The following is a 26,453-nucleotide window of genomic DNA, read 5'->3' on the forward strand; positions in this document are numbered from 1 at the left end:
AAGAAAAGCTCAGACGCCCCTCTCCTCAAGGCGAACCTCGAGCTCCTCAATCTCCAGGCCCTTCATGGGCTCGCCGATCTCTTTGCTTATCTCGGCTATAACGTCCGGCTCGTCCCAGTGGTTAACGGCTTCAACTATTGCCCTGGCCATCTTCTCCGGAGTGGAGCTCTTGAAGATGCCTGAACCAACGAAGACGCCGTCCATGCCCATCTGCATCATCAGGGCGGCGTCGGCTGGAGTGGCAACTCCTCCGGCGGCAAAGTTAACCACGGGCAATCTTCCGAGCTTCTTTATTTCCAGGAGAATCTTGTAGAGACCGTCAACTATCTCGCGGTAGGTGTAGTGGCCGTAAACAGGCTCGTTCTCGAGGATCTGCTCCGGCAGGCCGCTTATTTCCCTTATCTGCCTGGCCAGCCTGAGGTACGGCTCGGCGAACTTTTCAGCCACGGCATAAACCTGCTCGTCCGTCATGCGTTGGATGAGCCTTATGTTGTCGGCGACGAGCCTAACGTGTCTGACTGCCTCGACGATGTTGCCGGTTCCGGCCTCACCCTTGGTTCTTATCATGGCGGAGCCTTCCCATATCCTCCTGACGGCCTCCCCAAGATTCCTCGCTCCACAGACGAAGGGAACGTTGAACTCCCTCTTGTCTATGTGGAAGAACGGGTCCGCTGGAGTTAATACCTCACTCTCGTCTATCATGTCCACACCGAGCGCCTCAAGGACTCTAGCCTCGGCGACGTGGCCTATCCTGACCTTGGCCATGACAGGAATCGTTACCGCGTCCATTATTTCCTGGATCTTCTCTATCGGAGCCATCCTAGCGACGCCGCCGGCCTTCCTAATGTCGGCCGGAACTTTATGGAGGGCCATGACAGAAACTGCACCTGCCTCTTCCGCAATCCTCGCCTGCTCGGCGTTGGTGACGTCCATTATGACGCCGCCTTTAACCATCCTGGCAAAACCGCGCTTCAGCCTCTCCGTGCCCTTAGCCTCAATAACGTGGAGCCTTCCCATCGGTATCACCTTTTCAAGCTGTAACTTGCAATAATCTCAAGAAAAAACTTGAATATAAACCTTGCCGCAGAAACGCCCCGATGTTTCCGAAAAACCTTCGATCGAGTGATAGGAGAAAAGAAGGAAATCCGCTCAGGCCTTTCCAACTATCTCGAGGCTGACGTCGAAGTTCCTGACGGAATGCGTTAGAGCTCCGAGGCTTATGACGTCGATGTCAAGCTTGGCGTATTCGGTTATATTCTCGGGCGTTATTCCACCGCTGACTTCAATTTTAACTCTCTCCCTGAGCCCTTCCCGCTTGAGGGCTTCTAAAACCTCGGCTATTTCCTCAGGCTTCATGTTGTCGAGCATCACAACGTCGGCACCTGCTCTGGCCGCTTTGATGGCGTCCTCGAGGGTCTCGACCTCAACCTCGACGACCTTGTAGACGCTGAAGGCCTTGGCGCGCCTTATGGCTTCTTCCAGGGGGACAAGAGCCAGGTGGTTGTCCTTTATGAGTACGGCATCGCTAAGGGAAAAGCGGTGGGGCTCACCGCCACCTATGAGTATCGCCCTCTTGTCTATCGGCTTGAGGAGGGTTTTTCTCGTTCCGGCAATCCGAACCTTCGGGTTTACCGCCCTCACCTTCTCGACCAGCTTCCTGACTTCGGTCGCTATGCCGCTCATCCTGCCCATAACGTTCAATGCCGTCCTCTCGACGAGAAGTATCGCCCTCGCGTTCCCTTCGAGCTCAAGGAGGACGTCGCCCCTCTTCACGGCCTCGCCATCCCTCTTCTTAACCTCAACTTTAACCCCGAAGTGCTCGAAGAGAGCCTTGGCTTCCTCAACGCCCGCTATTATTCCTTCTTGCTTCGCGATGATTACGGCCTTTGCATTCAACTCCTTCGGAATAACCGCCTCACTCGTGACGTCGCCAAAGGGAGCGTCCTCCTCTATGAAGCGGATGAGATAACTAAGGTGAATCATTACCTTCACCTCCAAGCAGGAACTTCCAGAGAGGGATGAGCCTGACCTTTTTCCCTCCGACCTCAAGAATGTCATCTCTGTTCCAGTTTATTATCGTTAGGTTTTCGCAGTCGAGTTTCTCCGAGGCATTCACCAGTGCCGAGATCTCCCGTTCGAACGTTTCGGGGGCTTCAAGTGAATAACTGACCTGTATGAGCTCCGAGATATCCTTTCCATCCTTCACGAGGAAATCAACCTCTCTCCCGCGCTCGTCCTTGAAGTAGTAGAGCTCCTTCTCACGTCTTCTAAGTTCAAGGAAAACGGCGTTCTCGATGAGCCTACCAATGGTCTCCCCGAAGCGAAGCGAGTAGACGTTTATCAAACCCGTATCAACGACGTAGACCTTGGGAAGGCTCTTCTCAACCTCCCTCAGGTTGTAGGAAAATTTCTTGAGCGGGAAGATCACGTAAGCTTCTTCAAAGTAGTCGAAGTAGCTGTATAGGGTGTTCTTGCTGACGTCCACGCCAATGCCCTTCATGTACCTAGCCGTTCGGTTCACCGAGAACTCCTTGGCAAAGGACGTTATGAGAAGCTTCAGGAACAGCCTCACAGCTTTTAAATTCTTTACCCCGTGCCTTTCAACAACGTCGCGATACAGCATCACATCCACATACTCGGAAAGCGTTTTCCGCTTTAGGTATGTGTCCTCGATAAGAACAACCTCTGGAAAGCCGCCGAACTCTAGGTATTCCCTCAGAAGAGTCTTGACAACCGCCTCTTCTCTCGTCGAGAGATACCTACCCACCTCAATCCCCTTCACTCTAAGGAACTCTCGGAAGCTGAAGGGCAGCATCTCGAATGTTAGAGTTCTTCCCCGAAGGGCCGTTGCTATCTCCCTGCTGAGGAGTTTTGAAGAGGAGCCGGTTAAGTAAACCCTGAACCCATCACGTTCCATGACACGCTTAACGAAAAGCTCCCAGTTGGGGACGTTCTGAATCTCGTCGAGAAAAAGGTACTTCTCGTCGGCATCCGGGAAGAGCTCGTAGAACACCCTCACGAGAGTTGAAAGGTCATCGGGCGTTGGAGGGTATATCCTGTCATCGTCGAGAGGGAAGAAGACGGCTGCTTTACCAGCCTTCCTCAGTTTGGAAAACTTTTGAAGAATGTAGAAAGTCTTTCCAGCCCTTCTTGGGCCGATTATTGTTATTGCTTTGTTTATTCGGATGTCCTCAGAAACCCTCAGCTCACGCTCGACACCTTCAACGCTGAGATTGAGATAGTCCATCACAATTTGGGCTATCGTTTCCTCGCGGCCCATGTTAGATAAAGAGGTAAAAATCCTTAAAAAGTTTCCCTCTGTACTTAACAAAAATGGTAGAATCTTTCCCTACAGACTTAGCTCATCTCCAGCATCCTCTCTATCGCCCTTCTGGCTTTCTCGGCTATATCCTCCGGAACTTCAACCTCGTACTTCATGTCCCTGAGCGATTCGTAGATGTGGTTGAGCGTTATCGCCTTCATGCCGATGCAGATGGCGTCTTCTTTAGCCGGGTGGAACTTGATGTCCGGATAGAGCCTCTGAAGGCGGTAGACCATCTCCCTCTCCGTGAAGACCACCCACTCGTCGTGCTCGGGGGCGCGCCTTATCATTCCGCCCGTGGAGACTATGATGTCGGCTCTCTCCTGTACCTCTGGCTCGCATTCCGGGTGAACCATCAGCTTGGCGTTCGGGTAGAGCTTTCTAGCCCTTTCAACGTCCTCAAGGGTGAACTGCCTGTGGACGTAGCAGTGTCCGTACTCGGGGACGGGGATGACCTTCTTGCCGGTCATCTTTGCCACATAGCTCGCGAGGTTCTTGTCCGGGCCGAAGATTATGACGTCCGAGTCGAGCTTTTCAACTATTCTGACCGCGTTGGCAGAGGTAACCGTAACGTCGGCGTAGGCCTTGGTCTCGGCGGTGGTGTTTACGTAGAGAACCACCGGCGCGTCCGGATACTGCTCCTTGGCCTTGAGGATGTGCTCGACTTTGAGCATGTTGGCCATCGCGCAGGTTGCCCTCCTCGTTGGCAACAGAACGGTCTTCTCTGGATTGAGAATCTTGGCAGTTTCAGCCATAAAGTCGACACCCGCAAAAACTATGACGTCCGCATCAACGTTAACAGCTTTCCTCGCGAGCTCGAGGCTGTCGCCGAGGAAGTCAGCTATGTCCTGAATCTCGGGCAACTGATAGTTGTGGGCCATGATTATAGCGTTTCTCTCCTCTTTGAGGCGTTCAATCTCCCTAACGAGCTCCTCCATTTTCATGTTCTCACCTAGAGAATGCTATGCCCGGGGGTATAAAAGCTTGTTCTAAAGCACAACGGCGATGTAAAGAAGCCCGAGCAGGAAGAGGACCAGAGCGGGAACCAGCAGCCTCAAATAGACCCTCCGGAGCTCGGCCCCGTAGTACTCGGCCGAGAAAACTAAGCAGAGATGGACGGGACTGAAGAGCATCCCCATATAGCCGCTTAAATAGGCAAGGGCGACCCTGTCAAAGCTCGTGAAGAAGGGGAGCAACAGCGGAAAGGTCATGCCGACGTAGGCGAAGCTTATGCCCGTCATCAGGCCGACAACGAAGGGCGTCACCATGAGGACAAGGATTACCGGGAGGTTCATGGCCAGCATGGCCTTTGGAAGGGCCTCCACAGCCCCCGTAACTTCAAGGACGTATTTGAAGTACATGACCGAAACGAGGAGGAAGACTATCTTGGGCTGGAGGGCATGAGCAATGACCTCTTTCAGGCTCACCCTCTTCAGGTTGGGAATGAGAGCCGAGAGGAATCCGAGAAAAGCACCGTAAACCATGTCGATGCCCAGAACGATTGAAACGAGTATGATAACCAGTATGGGGTACGTGCTCTTTAGGAGGAGCTTTAGGCCGGTTCTGAAGTCGCCCTCGTCACTCCCGTCATCTGGAAGGGGCCGAATCAGCATCAGGTAGCCGATGATGGCCATAAGAACCGTCAGGGGGAACATCTTGGTGCTTATCTCCCTTATGGAAATCCCGACGATGGCGGAGGCGATTACTATGGCCTGGTACATCGGCCAGGAGTGCTCCCATATGTGCCTGAACCAGTAGTTGACCAGCGTCTTCTCTTCGGGCTCCATCTCAAGCCTGCCCGCGACGGGGTCTATCATGGGGGCCGAAACGAGGGCGCCAGCGGGCATCGGCATGAGGCCTATGAGGGCCGGAAGCATTGCCAGTGAGTACTTGGCCTTGGGAAAGAGGTTGCCCGCGGCGGCCTCCATATCCTTCAAATAGCCGATCTGTGAGAACACCGAGGTCATTCCCATTATGAAGGCGATGATAAGTACGAGCCTGATGGTCTCCCAGGAGACGACAGAGTGGTAGAGGGCCATAACCGCATCGGAAGGGCTCATGCCAAACAGAAAGGCCAGAACAAGTGAGCCGACGAATATAGAGACACCGATGTTGATTTTAAGCCAGATGAGAGCGATGATGACTGCGAAGGAGGCTATGAGGTAGAGGAGCTCCACCCGTTTCACCGGGTATGATAAGGATTCGATGAGAATTTAAATGTTTGGGCTCAGAGCCTGCACCTCCCATCAAAGAAGCTCGGCCTCTCAAACTCCTTCCTCATGACGGGAAAGTCCTCGCGGTAGTGGCTCCCCCTGCTCTCCTCCCTTGCCAAAGCGCACTCAAGAACACCCCTCGCGAGCAGCTTAAGCCTTCCATCAGCCTCGATCCAGTTAAGCTTCTCCAAGCCAAACCTCAGGCCTTCGGCAGTTCTCACTATTCCAGCGTGCTCCCACAGTATTTCCCTGAGGGCTTCAACATCACCCAGAGAGTCAGAGGTGTAGGGAACCTCTGAAACCTCGCCAAGCCTCGGCCTATCTCTCGATATGGTTCTGGCAACTTCAAGTCCGCTCACAATGCACTCCAGCAGGGAGTTGCTCGCCAGCCTGTTCGCACCGTGGAAGCCGTTGCTCATGGCTTCCCCAGCAACATATAGGTTTTTGATGCCCGTACGATACCAGGGGTCGACCGCTACTCCGCCGATGGTGTAGTGAGCTATTGGAAAGACTGGAATAAGGTCTTTGGAGGGATCTATGCCCTCCCTGATGAGGAAGGCATATATCTGAGGGAAATTACGTTTAAAGTCCTCTATGCCAGTTGCATCGAGATAGACTCTCTTTCCAGCCTGCATCTGACGGTATATGGCCCTCGCCACGATGTCCCTCGTGGAGAGCTCGTTCACGAAGCGCTCGCCGTCATCCGTCACGAGCCTGGCCCCGGCTCCCCTGACGGCCTCGCTGATGAGCCTGACACCCTCCTTTCCGATGAAGCCCGTGGGATGAAACTGGACGAACTCCAGCTCTCTCGCGGGAGCACCTTTCATGACGGCATCGCCTATCAGCGTCCCCAGGTTGAGGGGCGAGCCGGCGGTGTACTTGAACAGCGAGGCGAAGCCGCCCGTGGCCAGAAGGGTAGCGTCGAACTTCAGCAGCTCCCCATCGAGAAAGACGCCGTAGGTGATACCGTCTCTAACCGCGAGCTCTTCGGCAAGACCTTCAACGAAGTTCACCCCATGCTCTCTCGCGGCAATATAGAGACTCCTCATCAGGTACTTCCCGGTCTCGTTCCTTATCGTGAAGACCCTGTGGAAGGAGTGTCCCCCCTCCGTCTCGTTGGCCTCAAACTCAAGGCCGAGCGAGATTAGAAAATCATACGCTTCGGGAGCTTTGCTCACAACGCTCCAGACTACTTCCTCATCGTTGAGGTACTTGCCAGCCCTAACCGTGTCGAGGAAGTGAGCCCTAGGTGAATCTCCCTCAAGAATCGAGAAGGCTATTCCAGCCTGGGCTAAATATGAGTTGGTGTTCTTAAACCCTTTACCTATGACCGTGACGTCAAAACCTCTCTTCGCCAGGGCTATGGCAGCCGTTAAACCAGCTGCACCATCGCCGACGATTCCAATCTTGGTCATGTTCTCCCCCAACGGGGCTCAAAAAGGGGGTTTATAACGGTTTTTGGAATCAGGCATAGAAGAACAAAGGAAGAAAAGCTCACTTCCCGACCGGATAGTTCGGAGCCTCATCGGTGATGAAGATGTCGTGCGGATGGCTCTCCTTAACGCCAGCCTGGGTTATTATCACGAACTCGCCTCTCTCCTTGAGCTCCTCGATGTTCCCCGCCCCGACGTAGCCCATTCCCGAGCGCAGGCCACCGACGAGCTGGTAGAGAACCTCTCCAACGCTTCCCTTGTAGGGGACGACCCCCTCGACTCCTTCGGGGACGAACTTGCGCGTCTTCATGTGGCCCTTCTGATAGTACCTTTCAGCCCCTCCCTTCATCATCGCTCCGAGGGAGCCCATTCCACGGTACTGCTTGTATTTTCTGCCGTTTATGACGACCTCCTTTCCAGGGGCCTCCCTGGTTCCAGCCAAGAGCGAACCAAGCATAACAGCGTCGGCTCCAGCGGCTATTGCCTTGACGATGTCGCCGGAGTAGCGTATTCCTCCGTCGGCGATGACGTGAATACCGTACTCCTGTGCCCTGTCGGCAACCATAGCTATAGCGGTAATCTGCGGAACGCCGACGCCAGCGACAACGCGTGTGGTGCATATGCTTCCGGGTCCTATTCCAACCTTGACGGCATCGGCGAATGTTAGGTCATCGACGGCCTTTGGATTGGCGATGTTTCCGACGATTAACTCGGCATCAACGGCGCTCCTTATCTCCTTCATCGCCCTTATCGCTTTGAGGTTGTGGGCATGGGCCGTGTCAATGACTATAACATCAACTCCAGCCTCATCAAGGGCCTTGGCTCTCTCCAAGTCGAATGGACCAACCGCGGCGGCAACCAACAGGTCGCCGTTTTCATCTCTTACCGCGTTCCTGTACTTCTTCCTCATCATGAGGCCACTCACTGTGATGATTCCGACCAGCTTACCGTCCCCATCGACCACGGGGAGGCGGGCAATCCTGTTCTCGACCATAAGGTTGAGGGCATCCTCGACGGCGATGTCTTCCGGAACCGTTATGACGTCCTTGGTCATGACCTCCCTCACGAGCCTGCCTTCCTTCGCAGCTATGTCCTTCTTGGTGATGATTCCAATAATTCTTCCGTCCTCTCCGACCACCGGAAGGCCGTCGATGTCGTTCTTTTCCATCAGGAAGAGCGCATAGTCAAGAGTCTCATCGGGTTCGATGGTTATGACGTCCTCGACGATGAAGCGCTCTGCGCGCTTGACCTTTTTTACCATCTCGACCTGCTCCTCGATGCTCATGTTCCTGTGGATCACTCCGAGGCCGCCCTCCCTGGCCATCGCTACCGCCATCTCCCACTCGGTGACGGTGTCCATAGCCGCGCTGAGAATCGGGATGTTGAGTCTAATCCTCGGCGTTATCCAGGTCGAAACGTCAACGTCCTTCGGCTCGACCTCGGTTGCCTGCGGAACCAGAAGAACGTCGTCGAAGGTGTAGCCCTTAATTGCATTGACAAGTTTTTGTTCAAATTTCCCCATAATTCGCGAACCTCCCCATCCTTTTTAACTTGAACCTGTCAAGGGTTTTTAAGGGTTTTTACCTCGAGGATCGAACTCAACCACGGTTTCAATGTACAGCTTCGAACCGATGGCTTTACATTTGACAACTTTACAAACGTAAACTTTATAAACAAATGTGTACGTTTGGGCACGGTGGCATCTATGAAAAGACTCGCAATAGCCCTATCCTACGCGGCACCGATATTGCTCATCCTTGGGGTCCTCGCCCTGGCGATGTGACAAAGAACATAGGACTACAAAGAGGTTCATCCAAAATTTAGACCTTTTTTCCCTACATTTTGTCATCACATCAATACTTACACCGAAAAGCCAAAATACTTCCAGACAACCATCCATGTGGGTGATTTCACAATGAGGGGGGAGTACCAAACCCATCGCTAAGGAAAAGATTTTGAATGTGAGGAGCTTTAGTTTTGAGGAGATTTTAGGTGAAATACTGAAGGAAGGCCTTTTCTGGGCGGCCCTCGGAAGGCCGTCGGAAGTGATGCCGTTTCTGAGGGGCAAGCTTTTGAACAACGGATACAGTGAAAGCACCAAGAGGGAGCTCGCGGATCTACTCAGGGAGCTGGAGATATTCTACAACCGCGTCGCCTGCTGCGGTCGCGTTGAAGAAAGGCACATGAAGGCAGTGAAATCCTTCCAAAGGGATATCATCGCAGTAATTTCCTTTGAGAAGGCTTAGCTTTTTAACCCCTCTTCTTCCACTTGTCGTTTATTGCCTTCTCGCTTTCATTAACCATACGGCGAGGAGCAGGGTGAAGGTTATTCCGAATAGGATTAGCCAGTGGATCATTGCTTGATTCGATGGGAATTTAACGATTTCCACCCTCACTCCATTAAAGTAGGCGAGTTCTTTCCCATTAGAAAGCAAACAACCGTTACCGCAGTCGGCAAGGGTGGCATTGAATGGAAGTTTGAAGGTCCGTCCCGCATAGAAGAGAATCGTGCCGTTGATTGCAACGCTTCTCCCCTTCAGCTTCAACGGTGATTTAACAACGTGCCTTCCCTCGAAAAGCAGCTGGGGATAATTCCTCCTGCAGATGGCGGTAACCTTGGTCTCGTTACCCACTTCAACGACGCCTTTCGGAGAAACGATGAAATAACCTAAGGTCTTGGTCTTCTTGTAACCCCCAGAGGAATTTGACAGATACCTGAACCAGTACTTTTTCACGACCCACTTTCCATCGTAGCTCCCAAGGAGTTCAAGGGAAACGTTATCGTTGGATGGAATTGAATCCAGAGGAATTATCTTGTAATCGCCCCGGGTATTGATGATAGCTAAATAGAACCTCAACACAGACTCATTATTGACGGGCACCTCCATCCAGTTGCCCAGTATGGTTGCAAAATGGGTGCCGTTGAAGCAGGCCCCAGCCCAGTCTGCATAGAGGTTTCCAAACGTGATGTTCTTAATCCGGATTCCTGTGGAAGAGAGGGTTACAAGACGGAGGGTTGTCAGCTGCGTGTAAAAGTCCGTGTAGCCAACCATGTAGCCGTGCGGAACGACCTGGAGGTTATCCACGTAGCGTTTTGAATGAATGCGAACAGTAGACCAACCCCTGTCATCGCCAGGCAACTTAAAGATTGAGCCGTTCACTATTGCATACCAGTCGTAACCCGTCATCTGACAGGCATCCCACGGCTGGAACAAAAGATAGAACTCCCCGTTCCAGTAGATGTAGAGTTTATCACCACAATCGGTTACTCCGTTAAAATCACCCAAATGATGAAATTTGCCGTCATAAGTGTACAGTTGAACGTCCGGCGCAGAGTATATATCTGATAAGTTTTGATACATGAGAACTCTGTTTCCGGTTGAGTGTATGAAGGCTAGGTTTGGGAAAGTGGCGTTTAAGAGTTTGAGGCCCTTTCCAGGCTCGAAGAACCAGAGTTGAGTAGTGTTGTTGGGGTAATGAGTCAGAACCAGAAAACCGCCTCGATAGTGAATTATTCCAGTAATCCTTGGGGAGTAGGCGGAAGCGTAGGGAGAAAGCAGGAGAATTAAAAAGAAAAGTATGGAAATACGTTTCTTCATTACCTCACCATCCCGGGCAGTTAGTTCTCATGTAATCAACAGTACGCTCCTCCGTGTCAAAATAGTATGCTCTATCTGGCAGCACATAACCAAATGCTTCTCTCTGAGCATCTACGTACTTACAGGCATACTTTTCAGCATCATCATTGACCCTAACGGTACCATCGGCTTCCATCTCAATGGAGACATTTGAGGGCATGTACTGTCTTATTGTTTTTAGGATGTCAACAAAAAGAGAGTATGAATATGGTATCCCCCCACTAATAGTTTGGCCGTTTATGTTCATGAAATAATACCCTGGCTGGATAAAAACCTTGTTGAAGTAGTTCGCTATGTTTGGCACATCCGTTTCATAAGCTACTGCCTCTAAGACATCTTGCTCTGATGAAAAATACCTGTTATCATCCAGTAATAAACTCCTCAAGCTAGGTATCCAGATAAACTGGTAATTCTCCCCATACTCTCTTCTGTTCTCCATTATTCTGCCCCATATAGTCTCTATCGTGTATCTGCGCAGCTCTCCCACTTGAATATACCTAATGTTTTCCAATGACCAATAAAATCCCTTGAGTCTCGAAATACCCTGAGCGGCAGCACCATCAATCCAGCCAAGCCAATAATCCAGAGGACGCGCCTTTTTGCCTCCTTCAGGAGAAACGTAGAAATAAGGTATCTCAATAATATAATTCCTACCCTTTAACCACTGATTTTCTATCTTTTCAATCAACTCCCCGGCATCATTATACCCATCGTTATATCCCGGTCCTGAATATTTGGTAGTTTTTCCTTCAGTCCCCCCTGTCCCTCCATCGGTAACAATGATGTAATCAAACTTCTGGTCGTTCCAATCGCTTAGGACCTCGTACTCCGACCCGTTCCACTTATAATACCACAAGCCCCAAGTCGTCATATAAACCACCTACTAACTTATCACTGAAAACTTTGGATGGTAGTACATAAACTTTTCTGATCGAGGATACTTATTGATATAACATCCTTGAGTTAAATACAGGTTAGCTTTTTAACCCCCTTTCTCTACTCTTCTTGGGATGATGAGGGAAGTTTCGTCCGAGCGGTGAGGAAACTCGCATGGGCTGACCAACCCTCAACCTTTTAAGACGTTCTTCTTTCCTCCGCTTGGGAGCGAGAATGAAGCTTGAGAAGTTCATCAACCACCTCAAGGTTCTCGTAGAGTACGAAAGAAAGGCCGAGATAGAAGCCATGAGGGCAGAGATGAAAAGGCTAAGCGGCAGAGAGCGTGAGAAGGTAGGCAGAGCAATCCTTGGCCTGAACGGCAAAATAATCGGGGAAGAACTCGGCTACTTCCTGGTAAAATACGGTCGAGAACGGGAAATTAAGACGGAAATAGGCGTAGGGGATTTGGTGGTTATCAGCAAACGCGATCCCCTGAAGAGCGATCTAGTTGGAACCGTCGTAGAGAAGGGGAAGCGATTCATTACAGTCGCCCTTGAAACTGTCCCGGAATGGGCGCTTAAAGGAGTAAGGCTGGACCTCTACGCCAACGATATCACATTCAAGCGCTGGATTGAAAACCTTGAACACCTCCATGAGGGCGGAAAGAGGGCACTGGAGTTCTATCTCGGCCTAAGGGATCCGGAAGAAAGTGAGCCGGTCGAGTTTGATCCGATCGATAAAAGCCTGAACGCGAGTCAGAGGAGAGCAATCAGCCAGGCACTCGGGAGCCCCAACTTCTTCCTCATCCACGGGCCTTTTGGAACGGGCAAAACCAGAACGCTGGCCGAGCTGATAAGGCAGGAAGTGGAGCGCGGCCACAAGGTTCTTGCAACGGCAGAGAGCAACGTGGCTGTGGACAACCTCGTTGAGCGATTAGCAGAATCGGGCCTGAAAATCGTCCGGGTTGGACACCCAAGCCGCGTTTCCAAACACCTCCACGAGACAACTCTTGCATATCTCATGACCAAGCATGACCTATACGGCGAGCTGAGAGAACTCCGAGTCACGGCACAGAACCTCGCGGAAAAGCGTGACACCTTCACAAAGCCCCTGCCGAAGTACAGGCGCGGGTTGACCGACATTGAAATCCTTGCGTTGTCGAGGAGGAGGCGGGGCACGAGAGGGGTACCGGCAAAACTCATCAGGGAGATGGCCAACTGGATAAAGCTCAACAAGCTCGTCCAGAAGGCCTTCGACGACGCCAGAAAGCTGGAGGAGAGAATAGCCAGAGAGATAATTCAGGAGGCAGACGTTGTTCTCACCACCAACGCTTCGGCCGGGCTGGAGGTAATCGGCTACGCAGACTACGATGTGGCCATCATAGATGAGGCGACCCAGGCGACCATACCAAGCGTGCTAATACCTATAAACCGTGCCAAACGCTTCGTTTTAGCGGGCGACCACAGGCAGCTGCCGCCGACAATACTGAGTGAGAAGGCGCGGGAGCTCAGCAGGACACTTTTTGAGGGACTGATTGAGCGCTATCCTGAGGACAGCGCTATGCTGACCGTTCAGTACAGGATGAACGAGAGGCTGATGGAATTTCCGAACCGGGAGTTCTACGATGGGAAAATAAAGGCAGCACCCGGAGTTAAGTGCATCACTCTCACAGATCTCGGAATTAAGTGCCCCAATTTTGGGGAACCATGGGATGAAATCCTGAAAGCGGGCAATGTGCTCGTTTTTATAGACACATCCAAACACCCGGAGAAGTGGGAGAGGCAGAGGCGCGGGAGCGAAAGCAGGGAGAACCCACTTGAGGCGAGGATAGTGGCCGAGACCGTTGAGAAGCTCCTCGAGATGGGCGTCAAGCCAGAGTGGATTGGCGTGATAACGCCGTACGACGACCAGCGTGACTTAATCAGCTCACTCGTTCCCGAAGAGATAGAGGTCAAAACCGTGGATGGCTATCAGGGCAGGGAAAAGGAAGTCATAATCCTCTCCTTCGTGCGCTCAAACGAGAGGGGCGAGGTTGGCTTCCTGAAGGATTTGAGAAGATTAAACGTCTCGCTGACGAGGGCAAAGAGGAAGCTGATAGTGGTTGGGGATTCCGAAACTTTAAGCGTTCATTCAACTTACAAAAGGTTCATCGAGTTCGTGAAAGCTGAGGGTAGGTTCGTTGAGATTGGAAATGATTTTAAGACCAACGGGGGATGAGGGGCCATGTTCCTATTTACCAAGAACTTCGACGAGCAGAAGGCCAGGGCGATGGCAGGCCTTAGGAAGGCACTGGAAGAGGGCAAGGTGGATGAGGACATAATTCCGCTCTTGGAGAAGATAAACTCGCTCGAGAACTACTTCACAACATCCTCCTGCTCAGGAAGGATTTCGGTAATGGAGATGCCCGAATTTGGAGACAAGGTCAACGCCGCCTGGCTCGGCAAGTGGCACCGGGAAGTCGAGCTCGGGGAAGTCCTTGAAGCTATCAAAAAGCACTCCAGCGGTCAGCTCTGGTTTCTCGTAAGGAGCCCTATCCTGCACGTCGGCGCGAGGACGATGGAGGACGCGGTTAAACTACTAAACCTTGCCATCGGACTGGGCTTCAAGTACAGCAACATCAAGAGCGTGAGCCACAAGAAACTGCTCGTTGAGATTCGCTCGACGGAGAGAATGGACGTTCCGCTCGGCGCGGATGGCGAGCTCTGGGTGAGCGAGGATTACATCGAGAGAATCGTGGACATCGCGAACGAGCAGGTGAGAAGGTTTAAGGGGAAGCTGAAGAGGTTGGAGGAAGAGGTCGAGAAGTTATAAACGCCACTTGCCCTTAATGAGATTGCATCCACACGAGCGTCTTCAGCAGAGTGTACGCGATGAGTGGGACGATGGGAAGGGAGAGTAAAAGACTGAACAAAAGAACACAAGTAATCAATAATGACAACTTTTGAGCTTTTCCAGACAATTTTTGTGATTCGACTCATAAAAAATTAGTACGGCATCTATTACTATCATTTTCTATCCTCCCCAATATACCGTTCTCATAGACGGCCTCAATTTCCTCCATCTGTTCCACCACGAAACACTTTGGCGTTTGGTCTACAAAAACTCACCCCCTTAAGTCCCCTAAACCTGACCTGGAAAAGAAGGCCAGCAAAAACTCAAGAAGGCCGTTACGTAAAAACTCTCCCGATCACTGGTTCCTCCTCCCTGCGGAGATGTCCCAAAATAATAAAGCATCAAAGCTGAAGGGGCAGTTTTACGTAGTCCAAAACGCTTCCCCTGGCCTTCCTTATCTCGACATGCTCGACGAGATCCTTGAACTGGCCCCCCGCGAGGCCGTCCGCTATTATCGCGCTCCCCTGGGCGGCTTCCTTAGCCCTGCCCTCAAGACCCCTCTGCTTGACGACGGGAAGTCCAAAGCGCTCCTCGAAGAGGTCTTCCACGTCCTTTCTGAGCTCGTCTATGCGCATCAGCCTGCCGGAGAGAATTATCTCCTTAGCGTTGCCCACAACGGCCAGCTCGCTCGCAACGGCCTTTAAGAAGCCGTCCTTCATGGCCTCCCAAGCCTTTGCGAACGGTTCTTCGTCGAGCCTCTTGGCAAACTCCTCCGGCGGGAGTATCTCGTTGGCGGCTATTACCGTAGCTCCGCCCCAGAAGAGGTGCCACTTCTTGACCCCTCCCATAAGGTAGGCAACTTCGCCGTCGAGGGCGCCGCTGTTCACGTAGGCCGGACCGGGGAAAATGGTTCCGCCGATGCCATCAACGATTTTTCCGCCTTTAACCGCTCCGGCGTAGTTGTAGCCGAAACCTACCTCAAGGAGGACGAATGAAACTTCACTGTACTCGGTTCCGAACCTTTTCGCTTGGTCGTGGATACCGAGCACTGTTATCGCCATCTTGTCGGCCGTTCCCATGTCAACCTTGTTGTACTTTCTCCACTCCGGCACCGTCGGGAGGTGGATAACACCAGGGATGAACCAGACGTTCATGCCCTTCTCAGCCATCTCGCTTACCATCTTTTGTAACCCGATGAGGACAGGGATTTCCTTCATCTCCTCTTCTCTCACGAGCGTCATCTCGAAGCGGTCTCTGTCTGTCAGCTCGCTTATGTGCTTCAGCGGGACTCCGTAGCCTGAGGGCCCAATTATAAGATCGGCATTGAAGTCCTCAATGGCCTTGACAATCTTTTCAGGTGCCTCTGCGACCACTTCACTCGGGAAGGTAAGGTCAAGCTTTATCCTCCCGTCTTCAAGCCCTATAACGTCGAAGCTCTTCGTTCCGGGATCGACGCCTATGACCCTCATGGAAAACACCCTTAGGTTTATCTCCAGTTGAGAATGGAAGGTTCTTTAAAAAAGGCTTGCCATAGGGAAGCCCAGCCAAAAGTTGGAGAACAGAAAAGGTAGGAGAGCTAAAGCTCAAAGCCTTCAGTCAAGGTCGCTGCCGAAGTCGTCGCCGCCCTTGTCTCCCTTGTCCTTCTCAAGCTTGCTGGCGGCGATGACGTCGTCGATTCTGAGGATCATTATGGCAGCTTCGCTGGCGCTCTTGATGGCCTGCTTCGGAACCCTGGCCGGGGCGATGACGCCCTTCTCGAGCATGTCGGCTGGCTCGCCCTCGAAGACATCGACACCGATGGTCGGGCCCTTCTCCTTGTGGGCGGCGATGACCTTCACGAGGGTCTCGACCGGGTCGAGACCGGCGTTCTCGGCGAGGGTCCTCGGGATAACCTTGAGGGCCTCAGCGAAGGCCTCGATGGCGAGCTGCTCCTTGCCGCCGACCTCCTTGGCGTACTCGTCGAGCCTGATGGCGAGCTCGATCTCCGGAGCACCGCCGGCAGCGACGATCTTGCCGTCCTCGACGATGTCCTTGACGACCTTGACGGCGTCCTCGAGGGCCCTTTCGACCTCGTCAACGACGTGCTCGGTACCGCCCCTGATGAGGACGGTGACGGCCTTCGGGTTCTTGCAGCCCTCGACGAAGATCATGTTCTCGCCGGCGACCTTCCTCTGCTCGACGAGCTCGGCCTCACCGAGGTCTTCGCTGGTGAGGTCGCGGATGTTGGTGACTATCTTGGCACCGGTGGCCTTGGCGAGTTTCTCCATGTCGCTCTTCTTAACGCGCCTGACGGCGAGGATACCGTACTTGGCCAGGTAGTGCTGAGCAAGGTCATCAATACCCTTCTGGACGAAGACGACGTTGGCGCCGACCTCCTTGATCTTCTCGACCATCTCGCGGAGCATGCGCTCCTCCTGCTCGAGGAAGGCCTGGAGCTGCTCCGGGCTGGTGATCCTGATCTCGGCGTCGGTCTCGGTCTCCTTGACCTCGAGGGCCTCGTTGATGAGGGCAATCTTAGCGTTCTCAACCCTCTTCGGCATGCCTGGGTGGACGACCTCCTTGTCGATGACGACACCCCTGATGAGCTGGGTCTCCTTGACGCTGCCGCCCTCCTTCTTCTCGAACTTGATGTTGTCGAGGTCGACCTTGTACTTGTCGCCGACCTTTTCGGCGACCTGCTTGACGGCCTCGACAGCTATCTCGGCGAGGTACTCCCTCTCCTCCTCGGCGGCCTTACCGGTGATGGAGGTCACTGCAGCCTTCTTGAGGACCTCCTTGTCCTCGACGTCAACGTCCTTGGCGATCTCGTCGAGGATCTGCTGGGCCTTCTCGGCAGCTAAAGCATAACCCTTGATGACAATGCTCGGGTGGATGTTCTGGTCGATGAGCTCCTCGGCCTTCCTGAGGAGCTCGCCAGCGATGACGACGGCAGTGGTGGTACCATCACCGGCCTCCTTGTCCTGGGTCTTAGCAACCTCGACCATCATCTTAGCAGCAGGGTGCTGTATGTCCATCTCGTCGAGGATGGTGGCACCGTCGTTGGTGATGACGATGTCGCCGAGGCTGTCGACGAGCATCTTGTCCATACCCTTCGGACCGAGGGTGGTCCTGATGGTCTCGGCGACTATCCTAGCGGCCAGGATGTTGAGCCTCTGGGCATCCCTTCCAACATACCTCTGGGTTCCCTCAGGCAGAATAACAACTGGCTGTCCCGCGAGCTGGGCCATCTCCCCCCACCTCCGCCCGTTCTCTTTTTTATGGGTGGAGGACTTTTAGTTACAATTAGTGTATCCGTTTTATCGTTCCTTTGGACTATTTATAAAATTTTCGGTATGATTTAGTAGCGCCAATAGTAAAAAAAATTAAGTCATTATAATCCGAAAATTTATTGAAGATTCGGAGGTGAAGTGCTATGATAAAAAAGAAAATTTTTAGCATACTATTGGGGTTATTTGTAGTAGGACTTGTAGCAGCGGGCGCTTTTGCCTCCGAACCTTCACCCCAAAATGCTGGGACGGAAGAGCCGATAAAGAATACCGTACCTGTGTATTATCTCGGTCGCGATCTTTATGGAGTCTTTGAAAATATCCATCCCTTCCAGAACGGGATTCCCAAAGAAGCGCACATACTAATCGTTGATGGACCCTATGTTGCCGAACATCCTGAGACTAAGGAAAGCCTAAAAGACGAACTTCTTAGAGGGATTCCCATAATAGTAGTAAATGGACACACAGAAGTCATAAAGTCACTACTTCCTCACCAGTTCAAACCTGAGATTATTGGTGGCAAAACACCTGATGGCAGGCCCATAAAAGGAGAGACAGTCTGTGGTTACATAGTGTATCCCCTGAGTGAGGGCGTACTCGTGACAAAGGTGTTTATTTCACCAGATCCCGGGAGAAGAGCCGTAGAAGAAGCATACAGATGGGCAGTTCGCAACATGCCCTCCAACGCAGGAACTCTTGATGTGAGCATAGAGTCCACTGGGGACTGGACTCAGATATACCAGCTGGATTTCTCTACTGTTGATCTCTGGGAACCCTACGGTAGGTTAAACGTTAGACCATTATACTACAAACTCTCCAACGATGGTTCGTATACCTACGACTGGTACAGCGTTCACGTTAGGCAGCAGTCTGTTCCGGGAGAGTATCTCTGGGACTCCGGCTGGAAAACTGCTGATATGTACACGTGGATAGACGCTGACTATTATAACAGTGACTACTTCCTTTCAGACTATGCTCCCACCACAACCGTTGGCTCCACCACGGTTGGGGTTTCAATTGGCGTCTCCGCAGGTGAAGATGGTGCATCAATCTCCGCCTCGCTTTCTTGGAGCTATACTCTACCTGATGTCGTCGTATATGATCAAAGCGACTACTACCTAGAGCTGGCTAAATGGTGGCATAACGTTGACGAAGGTGCACCCGTGGGCTCTTCAACCTACCAGATAGAGCCAGGCGCAACGATTCGGGTCCCCCAAGGCTCTCCCATGGACTGGGTGGAACACTATGGGGCAAAGTATGGGAAAAAGACCCTGTTTTGGTGGGACTACACCACTGAAGGATACGTGGAGTTCCACATTTACAGTGGATGAAGTATTTCCCTTTTCTACTTTGTTTTTAGAGACGATTCTATTGAGATACTAAAAAACTGATGGCTTTTAGGCAGACTAAACTTTGTGTACCTTCGCCCCCGCAACCTGCTCCAGGATGGGGACATACGACAGGCCCGGGTTTATCCCCCTTCCTCTAGTGTCATAAACCGTGAGCTCGACCTCTCTCTTTTTCAGCACCCTGGCCAGCTCTGTTATTTCCTCCTTAATCCTCTTTCCAAAGAGCGGCACGTTCGCCTTTCCGTCGGTTATTAGAAAAGCCCTCACCTTGACCGACCTGTCCTTCATCCTCTCCCTGTTCGCCAAAAGCAGAAGATTGTAGAGGGCGGAGCTTAAAGGTGTCCTCCCTCCAGTCGGAACGCTCTCTATTTTCTCAAGCACTTCCCAGTAGTTCTTGGTGGGTGGGACGAATATCTCCGCCTGGTTACCTTTCGCAACGATCAGGGCCATCTTTGACTTTTTGATGTAGCCGTTCTCAACCAGCTTCTCCGCTATTCCCTTCGCGATGCTTATCCTCTTCTGCACTGCCATGCTTCCGCTCGAATCCAGGAGCAGAACCCAGAGCGTCGGTGCCTTTGCCTTCCTGACTCTAACGCGAAGGTCGTTTAAATCAAGCTTTATTGGAGGCTTTTTGCCATTCAACATGGCGCAAATAACCGAGTTGTAAAAATCAACATCCCTTATTTCACCTTTAGGGGGAACGTAAGAGACGGGAATGCCTTTCGGAAAGTTTACCACTGTGACGCTGACATCTCTTGAGGAGCGGTATCCTGTGAATTCGCTTCCATCAAAGTTTTTACTTTCTATCCTTGGGATTTTAGCTTCGCTTGAGCGAAAATTCTGCTCCAAATTCCCAATCCCCTGACTTCGAGACTCCTGGTTTCTCCTTTCACTTTTTTCTTCCTTCTTGTGCTCATGCTTATGGTCGCCTTTGTGGTCGTGATTGTGCTTGCTATCGTCCTTAGGCTTCGGGGGCCTCATCTGGGGTGGCTTTTGGAACGGCCTGTCCCTCAGGCGGTGCGGTAAAGCTAATTCCATAGCTTTTTCTAAGTCTTCCAGTGAGACCCTTCTCCTTCCGTTTAGTGCAGCTATAGCTTTGGCCGTCTTTATCGTTGCTATCTCGGCCCTGTTGGTTTTAATTCCCAGGTTAACGACAGTTTCAGCCAAAAGCTTCAGCAAATCGTCGCTTATCTCGACCTCCGGCAGAATCTCCCTCGCCTTAACGATCCTCTCCGTGAGCTTCTTCTCTTCGCTCTCATACTTTTTGTAGAAGCTTATGAGGTCTTCATGGAATTCTTCAACGCGCTTGACTATTTCTATCCTCTCCTCAGGGTTCATCGATGCTGAAACTTCAACGCATAAACCGAACCGGTCGAGGATCTGCGGTCTGAGCTCGCCTTCCTCAGGGTTCATGCTTCCAACCAGGATGAACCTCGCCGGATGCCTGAAAGAGATTCCTTCCCTCTCTATCGTGTTCCATCCCATTGCAGCAGCATCTAATAGTGAATCGGCTATGTAGTCGTCCAGGAGGTTCACTTCATCGATGTAAAGAACTCCTCTGTTTGCTTCCGCGAGTATTCCAGGCTGAAGAGCTTTTTTGCCCTCCTTCAAAAAGCGCTCAACGTCAACGGTTCCAACAAGCCTGTCTATTGTAACGCTAAGGGGCAGGTCCACAACGCGCATCTTCCTCTTTGCTATGGGCAACTCTTCCCCATTTTCGTATCTCTCATAGCAGCTGTCGCACATCTCCAGCGGGTTCTTAGGATTGCAGTTGAAGGGACAGTCCGCCACGACTTCAATCTCGGGCAAAACGTTGGCCAGAGCCCTGACCAGGGTCGATTTTCCCGTACCCTTATCACCCTTAAGCAGGACACCACCGATCAGTGGATTAACGGCCACGGCCAGCAGTGCCAGCTTGGCCTTTTCCTGCCCGACTATTGCAGAGAACGGGAAGACTAATCGTTTTTCACGAGGCTCCATATTTTATCCACCTCCTCAATCTTTTCATTCCAGTGTTCATCATCTTGGGCAGTGTAGATTTCAATCGTTCCACCTTGAACATCTCCTTCACCAAGGCTTTCTTCCAGAATTCCTTCGATTTCCGAATAAACTTCCATGAGCCTTTCAATGAGCTCCTCACTCGTCTCCCACAGGCCGCGCTCATAGGCCTCAATCAGCCTTCTCGCGATCTCCTCGATGGCGTAGGGGTTGTGCTCCTCGAACCATCTCCTCATCTCTTCGTCCAGAACGTATTTCTCTGCTATCTCGTCAAAAACCCAGTCCTCAACGAGCTTCGTCGTTGCCTCCCAGCCGTATAGGTGGTTGATCTTCTTGGAGAACTCGCTCGCCCCCCGGTAACCGTGCTTCTTCATCTCTTCAATCCAGCGCTCGTTGAGGAGCTTTGCCCTGACGACCCTCTCAAGCTCAACTTTCACCTCAACGATTTTGGTATCGCTTATGTCCCTCGTGTCCGTCTGAACCACTTCAGCGTTCTTGCCGGTTAGGGCATCAACGGCTGCCTTGAATCCTCCATGATGAGCAAAATAGCAGCAGCAGTTAGTCGGGTCGTGCTCGTCGCTTATGTGGTTTCTGTTAACCACGTCCACCTCTTTCAGGTTCAAGACCAGCGAGTCATATGCTTCAACGCCAAAGGTATCCTTTCCATAGGCGTAGCCGCTCCACTGAATCCACACCTTGGCCAAGTCCTCGTCACTCCTCCAGCCCGATGATTCAACCGCTAAATTCACTCCAGCCCCGTAGGCACCTGGCGGGGCCGAGAAAACCCTAAACCTTGCGAACCTCTGCGCTTCCTCAAAGCTCTTTCCGAGCTCAATTAGCTTTTTGATGTGCTCAACGTAGTGCTTTCTAATGTAGTTCATCTCCAAGGGCTCATCCAGCGTAACGACCTTCTCTATGGCCTCGTCAATCAGGTAGATGTAGTTCGGCAGCGTGTCCCTCACTATTCCGCTTATCCTCACCAGGACGTCAATCCTCGGCCTTCCGAGCTCCTCCAGAGGTATGACTTCAAGACCGGCAACCACGTCCCCCTTCCAAACCGGCCGGACTCCGATCAGATACAGAATCTGGGCTATCTGCTCTCCATCAGCCTTATAGCCGTCTATGCTCCAGAGAACCTGTCCGACGCTCTCCGGGTATTTTCCGTGCTTTTTCATGTATTCCTCAAGGAGCTTCTCCGCGGTTTCAACCCCTATCCACCACGCCGCTTTAGTCGGCAGAGTCCTTGGATCAACTGCGTAGAAGTTCCTTCCCGTCGGCAGAATCTCGAACTTCCCCCTCGTTATCGCTCCCGAGGGGCCGGGTTCAACGTATTCTCCCTTCAATCCCTTCAAGAATCCTTCGTGCTCCTTTTTACACCCGATTATTTTCTCTGCAACTTCAAGGGCTTTTCTAAACGTTTCTTCAAGCTTCTCTTTCTCCTTAACTTTAAATCCAAACTTCTCAATTTCTTCCCCAATAACTTCAAAGCTCTCCCCCTTAAGCAAACGCTCCAGGCTCTTGACTGCTATCCCCTGGAAAATCTCCAGAAGCTCCCTGTTCGTGAACCCGTTTATGGTTCCCAATGGGTTCTTTTTTAGTTCATCGTAGTCCAGGCCCACTGCCTCGGCTATGACTCTCCTAATCGAAGGAGAAGCGTAGGAATCATAGGCCATTGCAGTGGCAACGTATTCCGCCAATCTTCCGGGTTCGTTTGGTGGGTATCCAAAGACGTGAAGGCCGAGGTTTATCTGGGAGCCCCTCATCAGCTCGACGTAGCGGTGTATTTCCTCTATCGTCCGCTCTTCATTTTCAGGGTTCGCTATTCTCAGCCTGTTTTCCTTGGCCTTCTCAAGGATCTGCTCGTAAATTTTCTTTCTCCTTGCCTCATCTCCCAGGTTCTTAGCCTTTGCATACTGGGTCAGGAGGGAATCCAAATCGTCCAGAACCTCCGCCATCCCCATCGGGGGATAAATGTGGTCTACAAGCGCTGCGTAGCTTCTCCTCTTGGCAATGACTCCCTCCATTGGATTGGAGACAGCATAAACGTATAAATGGGGAACGTCGTCCAAAGAAGCTTCAGGAACGCATGAAGGGGATAGTCCAACGCCTTTTCCGGGCCGGAATTCAAGGTAGCCGTGGGTTCCGAAGTGGACCATCACATCAGCCTTGAATTTCCTGGTTATCCACCTGTAAACGGCCCACCACTGGTGAGGTGGGGTTATCGTTGGGTCATGCAGAATTCTGCACACCTTTCCGTCGCACCTGGCCCCGGCACAGCCGAACTTGGGCTGGGGCGTAATGAGGACGTTTCCGAACCTTATCCCCGGGACGACGAACTTCCCGTCGTGGGCCATCCCGACCAGCGCTTTGTCCACTTTTCCAGCCAGGACATCCTCAGGTCTTCCCCAGTCCCCGACGATTCTTTCCCTCAGGTCATCCGGCAGCTCGTTGAACCACTCAAGGTACTCCTCCAGGCCCACGAAGTCAATCGCCCCACCGCTTTTGACGATCTCCTCAACGCTCGTCCACCTGAACTCGCTTATCGCCTTCCTCTCCAGGATCAGCTTTATCAGCTCTTCACCGTTCTCCGGCAGGTCTTCGCCAACGTAGTAGCCTTCCTCCTTAAGCTCGTGCAGAAGTCTGACGATGCTTTCGGGAACATCCAGGCCGAGGCCCACAGCAACGTTCGCCTCAAGACCTTTGCACGGCGGGTTTATCAAAACGATTGCTATCCTAACTTCATCCTTGGGCTTCTTCCTGAGCTTGACCCACTTCTTCACCCTTCTGGCCAGGTACCTCATGTGCTCTTCATAGGGCTCGCCCTTCTTGTAGCCCTCAATGTTTCTGGTTCCGGCTATGAAAATCGGCTCAATTGCACCCGCAACTTCCGGAATTATTACCCCATAGACCTGAGTCATGTAGTCAACGCCCTTCTCGCTTTTCTTCCAATCCTCGAGGGACTGATAGTAGGACCTTATCGGGGCGAAGACCGGGACGTTGAGCCTCTCCAGGTTCTTCAGCTCGACCGTGCCGAAGGAGATTAAGCTAACCAAAGCTTCTACAACTGGCTTTCCGTCCTTCATGAAGAACTCCTCAACAGCCTCGCTCTTCTCCCTTCCAAGCCCCGTCCTTGAGTCTTTTCCGTAGGTGAAGACCGGGATTATCCCAAAGCCTTCCTCTTCAAGGGCCCGGATAAGCTCTCCAATTGGTTTGAACTCCTTGTAGAGCCAAGCGCTCCTCCAGAAGAGAGCTCCAATGAGGGGCCTCTTCTTGTAAACCTCCAAGTATTCGTCCAAGCTTTCAAAAAGGCCCAGCACGGGGTGGTAAATGCCGTGCATTGGCACCTCCCGGGGATCTTCGTAGTCGACCTCCGCTCCAGTGAGGCTCGCAAGGAACCTGACCAGGTTTCTCAGGTTCTTTTCGCCTCCGAGGACGTAGTAAGTTTTGGCCTTTATCAGAACCTCCTCCGGGACGTTTGCCAGGCCCTCCCGGCCGGCGCAGGCAATGACTTTAGCTCTGCTTTCTTTAATCCTCTCCTCAACTATTTCGGGAAGCTCGTGGGCGTAGATGAAGATTACATCCGACTTTTCTACTTTATCCAGCTCTCTCTCACAGTTCTGATCCGTGAGCACGAGCCCATCTATTCCCTCCTCCTCAAGTATCTCTTCCAGCAGGGGCAGGGCCCTCGCGCCGTACCCCATGATGAAGCATATCATTGAATCACCTCCGTTCTGGGAAGTATGAGTCTGAAGCCGTCGAACTCAAGGACGCACACGGGGACGCCGTAGACATCGCGGAGCATCTCCTCGCGCAGGACTTCATGCGGTCTCCCGGCGGCCCTGATCTTGCCCGCCTTGACGAGGGCTATCCTGTCGGAGTAGAGGGAGGCCAAGTTGGGGTCGTGGAGCGTCATGATGGCCGAGATGCCCTCCTCCCGCGCGAGCCTCTTGACTATCCCGAGGACTTTGACCTGGTTCTTGAAGTCAAGGTGAGCCGTTGGTTCGTCGAGGAGCAGAACCCTCGGCTCCTGGACGAGGGCCCTCGCTATCAGAACCAGCTGCATCTGACCGCCGCTCAGCTGGGTGTAAGGCTTATCCTTAAAGCGCTCGAGCCCGAGGAGCCCGAGCTTTTCGAGGGCCTTCTCGTAGTGCTCTTTTCCCGGGCTCTCGAAGGGGCCGAGCTGGGAAGCCAAACCCGTGACGACCACGTCCAGAACCGTGTATGGGAAGGGCGGCGTGTGGGACTGTGGGACGTAGCCGGCCAGCTTGGCCCTCTCCCTGATGGGCAGCCCGTGGAAGTCCCGGCCGTCAATGAAGACGCACCTCTCCTTTGGCTTCAGCAGCCCGTAGATGGCCTTCAGTATGGTGGTCTTCCCGCTCCCGTTGGGGCCAAGGAGCGTCACGACTTCCCCTTCCTTCACCTCGAGGGTGACCCCCTCGATGCTGAAATCACCGTAGCTGAACGACAGGCCTCTGACCTCAAGCATCCCATCCACCGCCCGTCTTTCTGAGCAGGTAAGCGAAGAAGGGAATTCCAAGGAGGGTCGTTATTATACCAATCGGGATCTCGTAGGTCGCCACAGACCTCGCGAGCGTATCTGCTAGGGCCATGAACGAAGCCCCGAGGGTTATCGTCAGGGGTATCAGGGTCTTGTGGTCCGGGCCGAAGGCCATCCTGACTATGTGCGGTATCATCAGCCCGACCCACCCGATTATACCGCAGAAGGCTATTGAGACGGCCGTTATCATGGAGACGATGACTATGAAGACGAACTTCAGCTTCTCGGTCTCGACACCCACGATTTTAGCCTCCTCACCGAAGGAGAGCACATTCAGCTGCCAGCGCATTGAGTATATCAGGAAACAGCCGGCGAGGATCACCGGGAAGGCCACCTTGACCGAGCCCCAGTCAGAGTTGGCGAAGCTCCCCATAAGCCAGTAGACGATGCTCGCCAGCTTATCGTGCTCCATAAGGAACTTGAGAAGGGACGTTAAAGCTGAAAAGAAGGCGTTGACTATGATTCCAGCGAGTACGAGCGAGACTGGGGTTATCCTTCCGCCGACCCTCGCCAGCGAGGTCGTTATGAAGACCGCGAGGAGCGCGAAGGCGAACGCTGAAGGAGTCACCCCCACGCCAACGGAGAGGCCTATGGCCAAGGCGGCACCGAATGCCGCCCCAGAAGAGATACCGAGGATGTAGCTGTTGACGAGGGGGTTCCTGAATATGGCCTGCAGGACAGCGCCCGAGATGGCAAGGGCCGAGCCGACGAGCATGGCCATCAGGACGCGGGGAAGGCGTATCTCAAAGAGTATGGTCTGGTAAACGCTCGGGTAGGGAATTGTGACGGAGAAGGATATCTTCCCGAGGGTTAAAGTTTTCAAAACTTCGGAGATGATCTGAGCCCCTTTAAGGAGCACCATACTCACGACGGCGGAGGGAGGAATTGGATAGGTCCCTATACACAGGCTTACGATGAGGGCAAGAACTGGGGAGAGCAAAAAGGAAAGGTGGAGGGCCTTCCTCATG

19 protein-coding genes are annotated in these 26,453 nt (G+C 52.6%); 4 read left to right on the top strand and 15 right to left on the bottom strand.

Annotated features, from left to right (window positions below):
* Positions 1 to 9 precede the first annotated feature (9 nt).
* From pdxS to guaB, 7 genes are all read right to left on the bottom strand, one after another.
* Entirely contained in the window at positions 10 to 1,017 is a 1,008-nt protein-coding gene (gene pdxS / locus E3E33_RS00330; RefSeq protein ID WP_167711637.1) for a pyridoxal 5'-phosphate synthase lyase subunit PdxS, read from the bottom strand.
* 132 nt (positions 1,018 to 1,149) lie between these two features.
* Positions 1,150 to 1,983, bottom strand: a complete 834-nt coding sequence (gene nadC / locus E3E33_RS00335; RefSeq protein WP_167711638.1) for a carboxylating nicotinate-nucleotide diphosphorylase — start codon at positions 1,981 to 1,983, stop codon at positions 1,150 to 1,152.
* The gene (locus E3E33_RS00340) at positions 1,970 to 3,280 is read right to left on the bottom strand and encodes an ATP-binding protein (RefSeq protein WP_167711639.1); all 1,311 of its coding nucleotides are present in this window, start codon (positions 3,278 to 3,280) and stop codon (positions 1,970 to 1,972) included. Before E3E33_RS00340 ends, nadC begins: the two co-directional genes overlap by 14 nt.
* A gap of 77 nt (positions 3,281 to 3,357) precedes the next feature.
* Positions 3,358 to 4,266 carry a quinolinate synthase NadA gene (nadA, locus tag E3E33_RS00345; protein WP_167711640.1) on the bottom strand — a complete coding sequence of 303 codons (909 nt, stop codon included), beginning with the start codon at positions 4,264 to 4,266 and terminating at the stop codon, positions 3,358 to 3,360.
* A 45-nt stretch (positions 4,267 to 4,311) separates the two neighbouring features.
* Positions 4,312 to 5,499, bottom strand: coding sequence for a TIGR00529 family membrane protein (locus E3E33_RS00350; RefSeq protein ID WP_167711641.1), 1,188 nt, complete (start codon positions 5,497 to 5,499; stop codon positions 4,312 to 4,314).
* A gap of 50 nt (positions 5,500 to 5,549) precedes the next feature.
* Complete coding sequence (locus tag E3E33_RS00355) at positions 5,550 to 6,950, bottom strand: L-aspartate oxidase (RefSeq protein ID WP_167711661.1); 1,401 nt, start codon at positions 6,948 to 6,950, stop codon at positions 5,550 to 5,552.
* A gap of 79 nt (positions 6,951 to 7,029) precedes the next feature.
* The gene (gene guaB, locus E3E33_RS00360) at positions 7,030 to 8,490 is read right to left on the bottom strand and encodes an IMP dehydrogenase (protein WP_167711642.1); all 1,461 of its coding nucleotides are present in this window, start codon (positions 8,488 to 8,490) and stop codon (positions 7,030 to 7,032) included.
* 439 nt (positions 8,491 to 8,929) lie between these two features.
* On the opposite strand from guaB, the gene E3E33_RS00365 reads away from it, so the two are divergent.
* Positions 8,930 to 9,214, top strand: a complete 285-nt coding sequence (locus E3E33_RS00365; protein ID WP_238516407.1) for a hypothetical protein — start codon at positions 8,930 to 8,932, stop codon at positions 9,212 to 9,214.
* Between the two features lie 30 nt (positions 9,215 to 9,244).
* Here E3E33_RS00365 and E3E33_RS00370 read toward each other — a convergent pair whose 3' ends face one another.
* Together E3E33_RS00370 and E3E33_RS00375 are read right to left on the bottom strand one after the other, a co-directional pair.
* Positions 9,245 to 10,567 carry a hypothetical protein gene (locus E3E33_RS00370; protein ID WP_167711643.1) on the bottom strand — a complete coding sequence of 441 codons (1,323 nt, stop codon included), beginning with the start codon at positions 10,565 to 10,567 and terminating at the stop codon, positions 9,245 to 9,247.
* 4 nt (positions 10,568 to 10,571) lie between these two features.
* Positions 10,572 to 11,477, bottom strand: coding sequence for a hypothetical protein (locus E3E33_RS00375; RefSeq protein ID WP_167711644.1), 906 nt, complete (start codon positions 11,475 to 11,477; stop codon positions 10,572 to 10,574).
* A gap of 239 nt (positions 11,478 to 11,716) precedes the next feature.
* Here E3E33_RS00375 and E3E33_RS00380 point away from each other — a divergent pair, with 239 nt between their 5' ends.
* Positions 11,717 to 13,699 carry an IGHMBP2 family helicase gene (locus E3E33_RS00380; RefSeq protein WP_167711662.1) on the top strand — a complete coding sequence of 661 codons (1,983 nt, stop codon included), beginning with the start codon at positions 11,717 to 11,719 and terminating at the stop codon, positions 13,697 to 13,699.
* A 6-nt stretch (positions 13,700 to 13,705) separates the two neighbouring features.
* Entirely contained in the window at positions 13,706 to 14,293 is a 588-nt protein-coding gene (locus tag E3E33_RS00385; protein ID WP_167711645.1) for a hypothetical protein, read from the top strand.
* A 422-nt stretch (positions 14,294 to 14,715) separates the two neighbouring features.
* Here the strand turns inward: E3E33_RS00385 and E3E33_RS00390 are convergent, their stop codons facing one another.
* A complete protein-coding gene (locus E3E33_RS00390) occupies positions 14,716 to 15,783 on the bottom strand; it encodes a DUF1464 family protein (RefSeq protein ID WP_167711646.1) in 1,068 nt (355 codons plus the stop codon).
* Positions 15,784 to 15,906: 123 nt separating this feature from the next.
* The gene (thsB, locus tag E3E33_RS00395; RefSeq protein WP_012572840.1) at positions 15,907 to 17,541 is read right to left on the bottom strand and encodes a thermosome subunit beta; all 1,635 of its coding nucleotides are present in this window, start codon (positions 17,539 to 17,541) and stop codon (positions 15,907 to 15,909) included.
* A gap of 185 nt (positions 17,542 to 17,726) precedes the next feature.
* Here thsB and E3E33_RS00400 point away from each other — a divergent pair, with 185 nt between their 5' ends.
* Complete coding sequence (locus tag E3E33_RS00400) at positions 17,727 to 18,911, top strand: hypothetical protein (RefSeq protein WP_167711647.1); 1,185 nt, start codon at positions 17,727 to 17,729, stop codon at positions 18,909 to 18,911.
* Positions 18,912 to 18,986: 75 nt separating this feature from the next.
* Here E3E33_RS00400 and E3E33_RS00405 read toward each other — a convergent pair whose 3' ends face one another.
* Genes E3E33_RS00405 through E3E33_RS00420 form a run of 4 tightly spaced genes read right to left on the bottom strand, consistent with a single transcriptional unit; the run spans position 18,987 to position 26,452 of the window.
* Positions 18,987 to 20,909, bottom strand: coding sequence for a VWA domain-containing protein (locus E3E33_RS00405; RefSeq protein ID WP_167711648.1), 1,923 nt, complete (start codon positions 20,907 to 20,909; stop codon positions 18,987 to 18,989).
* Positions 20,885 to 24,643 (bottom strand): cobaltochelatase subunit CobN, encoded by a 3,759-nt coding sequence (locus tag E3E33_RS00410; protein ID WP_167711649.1) that lies wholly within the window; start codon positions 24,641 to 24,643, stop codon positions 20,885 to 20,887. The genes E3E33_RS00405 and E3E33_RS00410 overlap by 25 nt, the downstream gene beginning before the upstream one ends.
* Positions 24,640 to 25,413: an ABC transporter ATP-binding protein gene (locus E3E33_RS00415; protein ID WP_167711650.1), complete on the bottom strand. Its 774-nt coding sequence runs from the start codon at positions 25,411 to 25,413 to the stop codon at positions 24,640 to 24,642. Before E3E33_RS00415 ends, E3E33_RS00410 begins: the two co-directional genes overlap by 4 nt.
* Positions 25,406 to 26,452 carry an iron ABC transporter permease gene (locus E3E33_RS00420; protein ID WP_167711651.1) on the bottom strand — a complete coding sequence of 349 codons (1,047 nt, stop codon included), beginning with the start codon at positions 26,450 to 26,452 and terminating at the stop codon, positions 25,406 to 25,408. The genes E3E33_RS00415 and E3E33_RS00420 overlap by 8 nt, the downstream gene beginning before the upstream one ends.
* Between the last annotated feature and the right edge of the window lies 1 nt (position 26,453).

It is taken from the genome of Thermococcus sp. GR5, assembly GCF_012027535.1.
In the GTDB taxonomy this organism is placed as follows: Archaea; Methanobacteriota_B; Thermococci; order Thermococcales; family Thermococcaceae; genus Thermococcus; species Thermococcus onnurineus.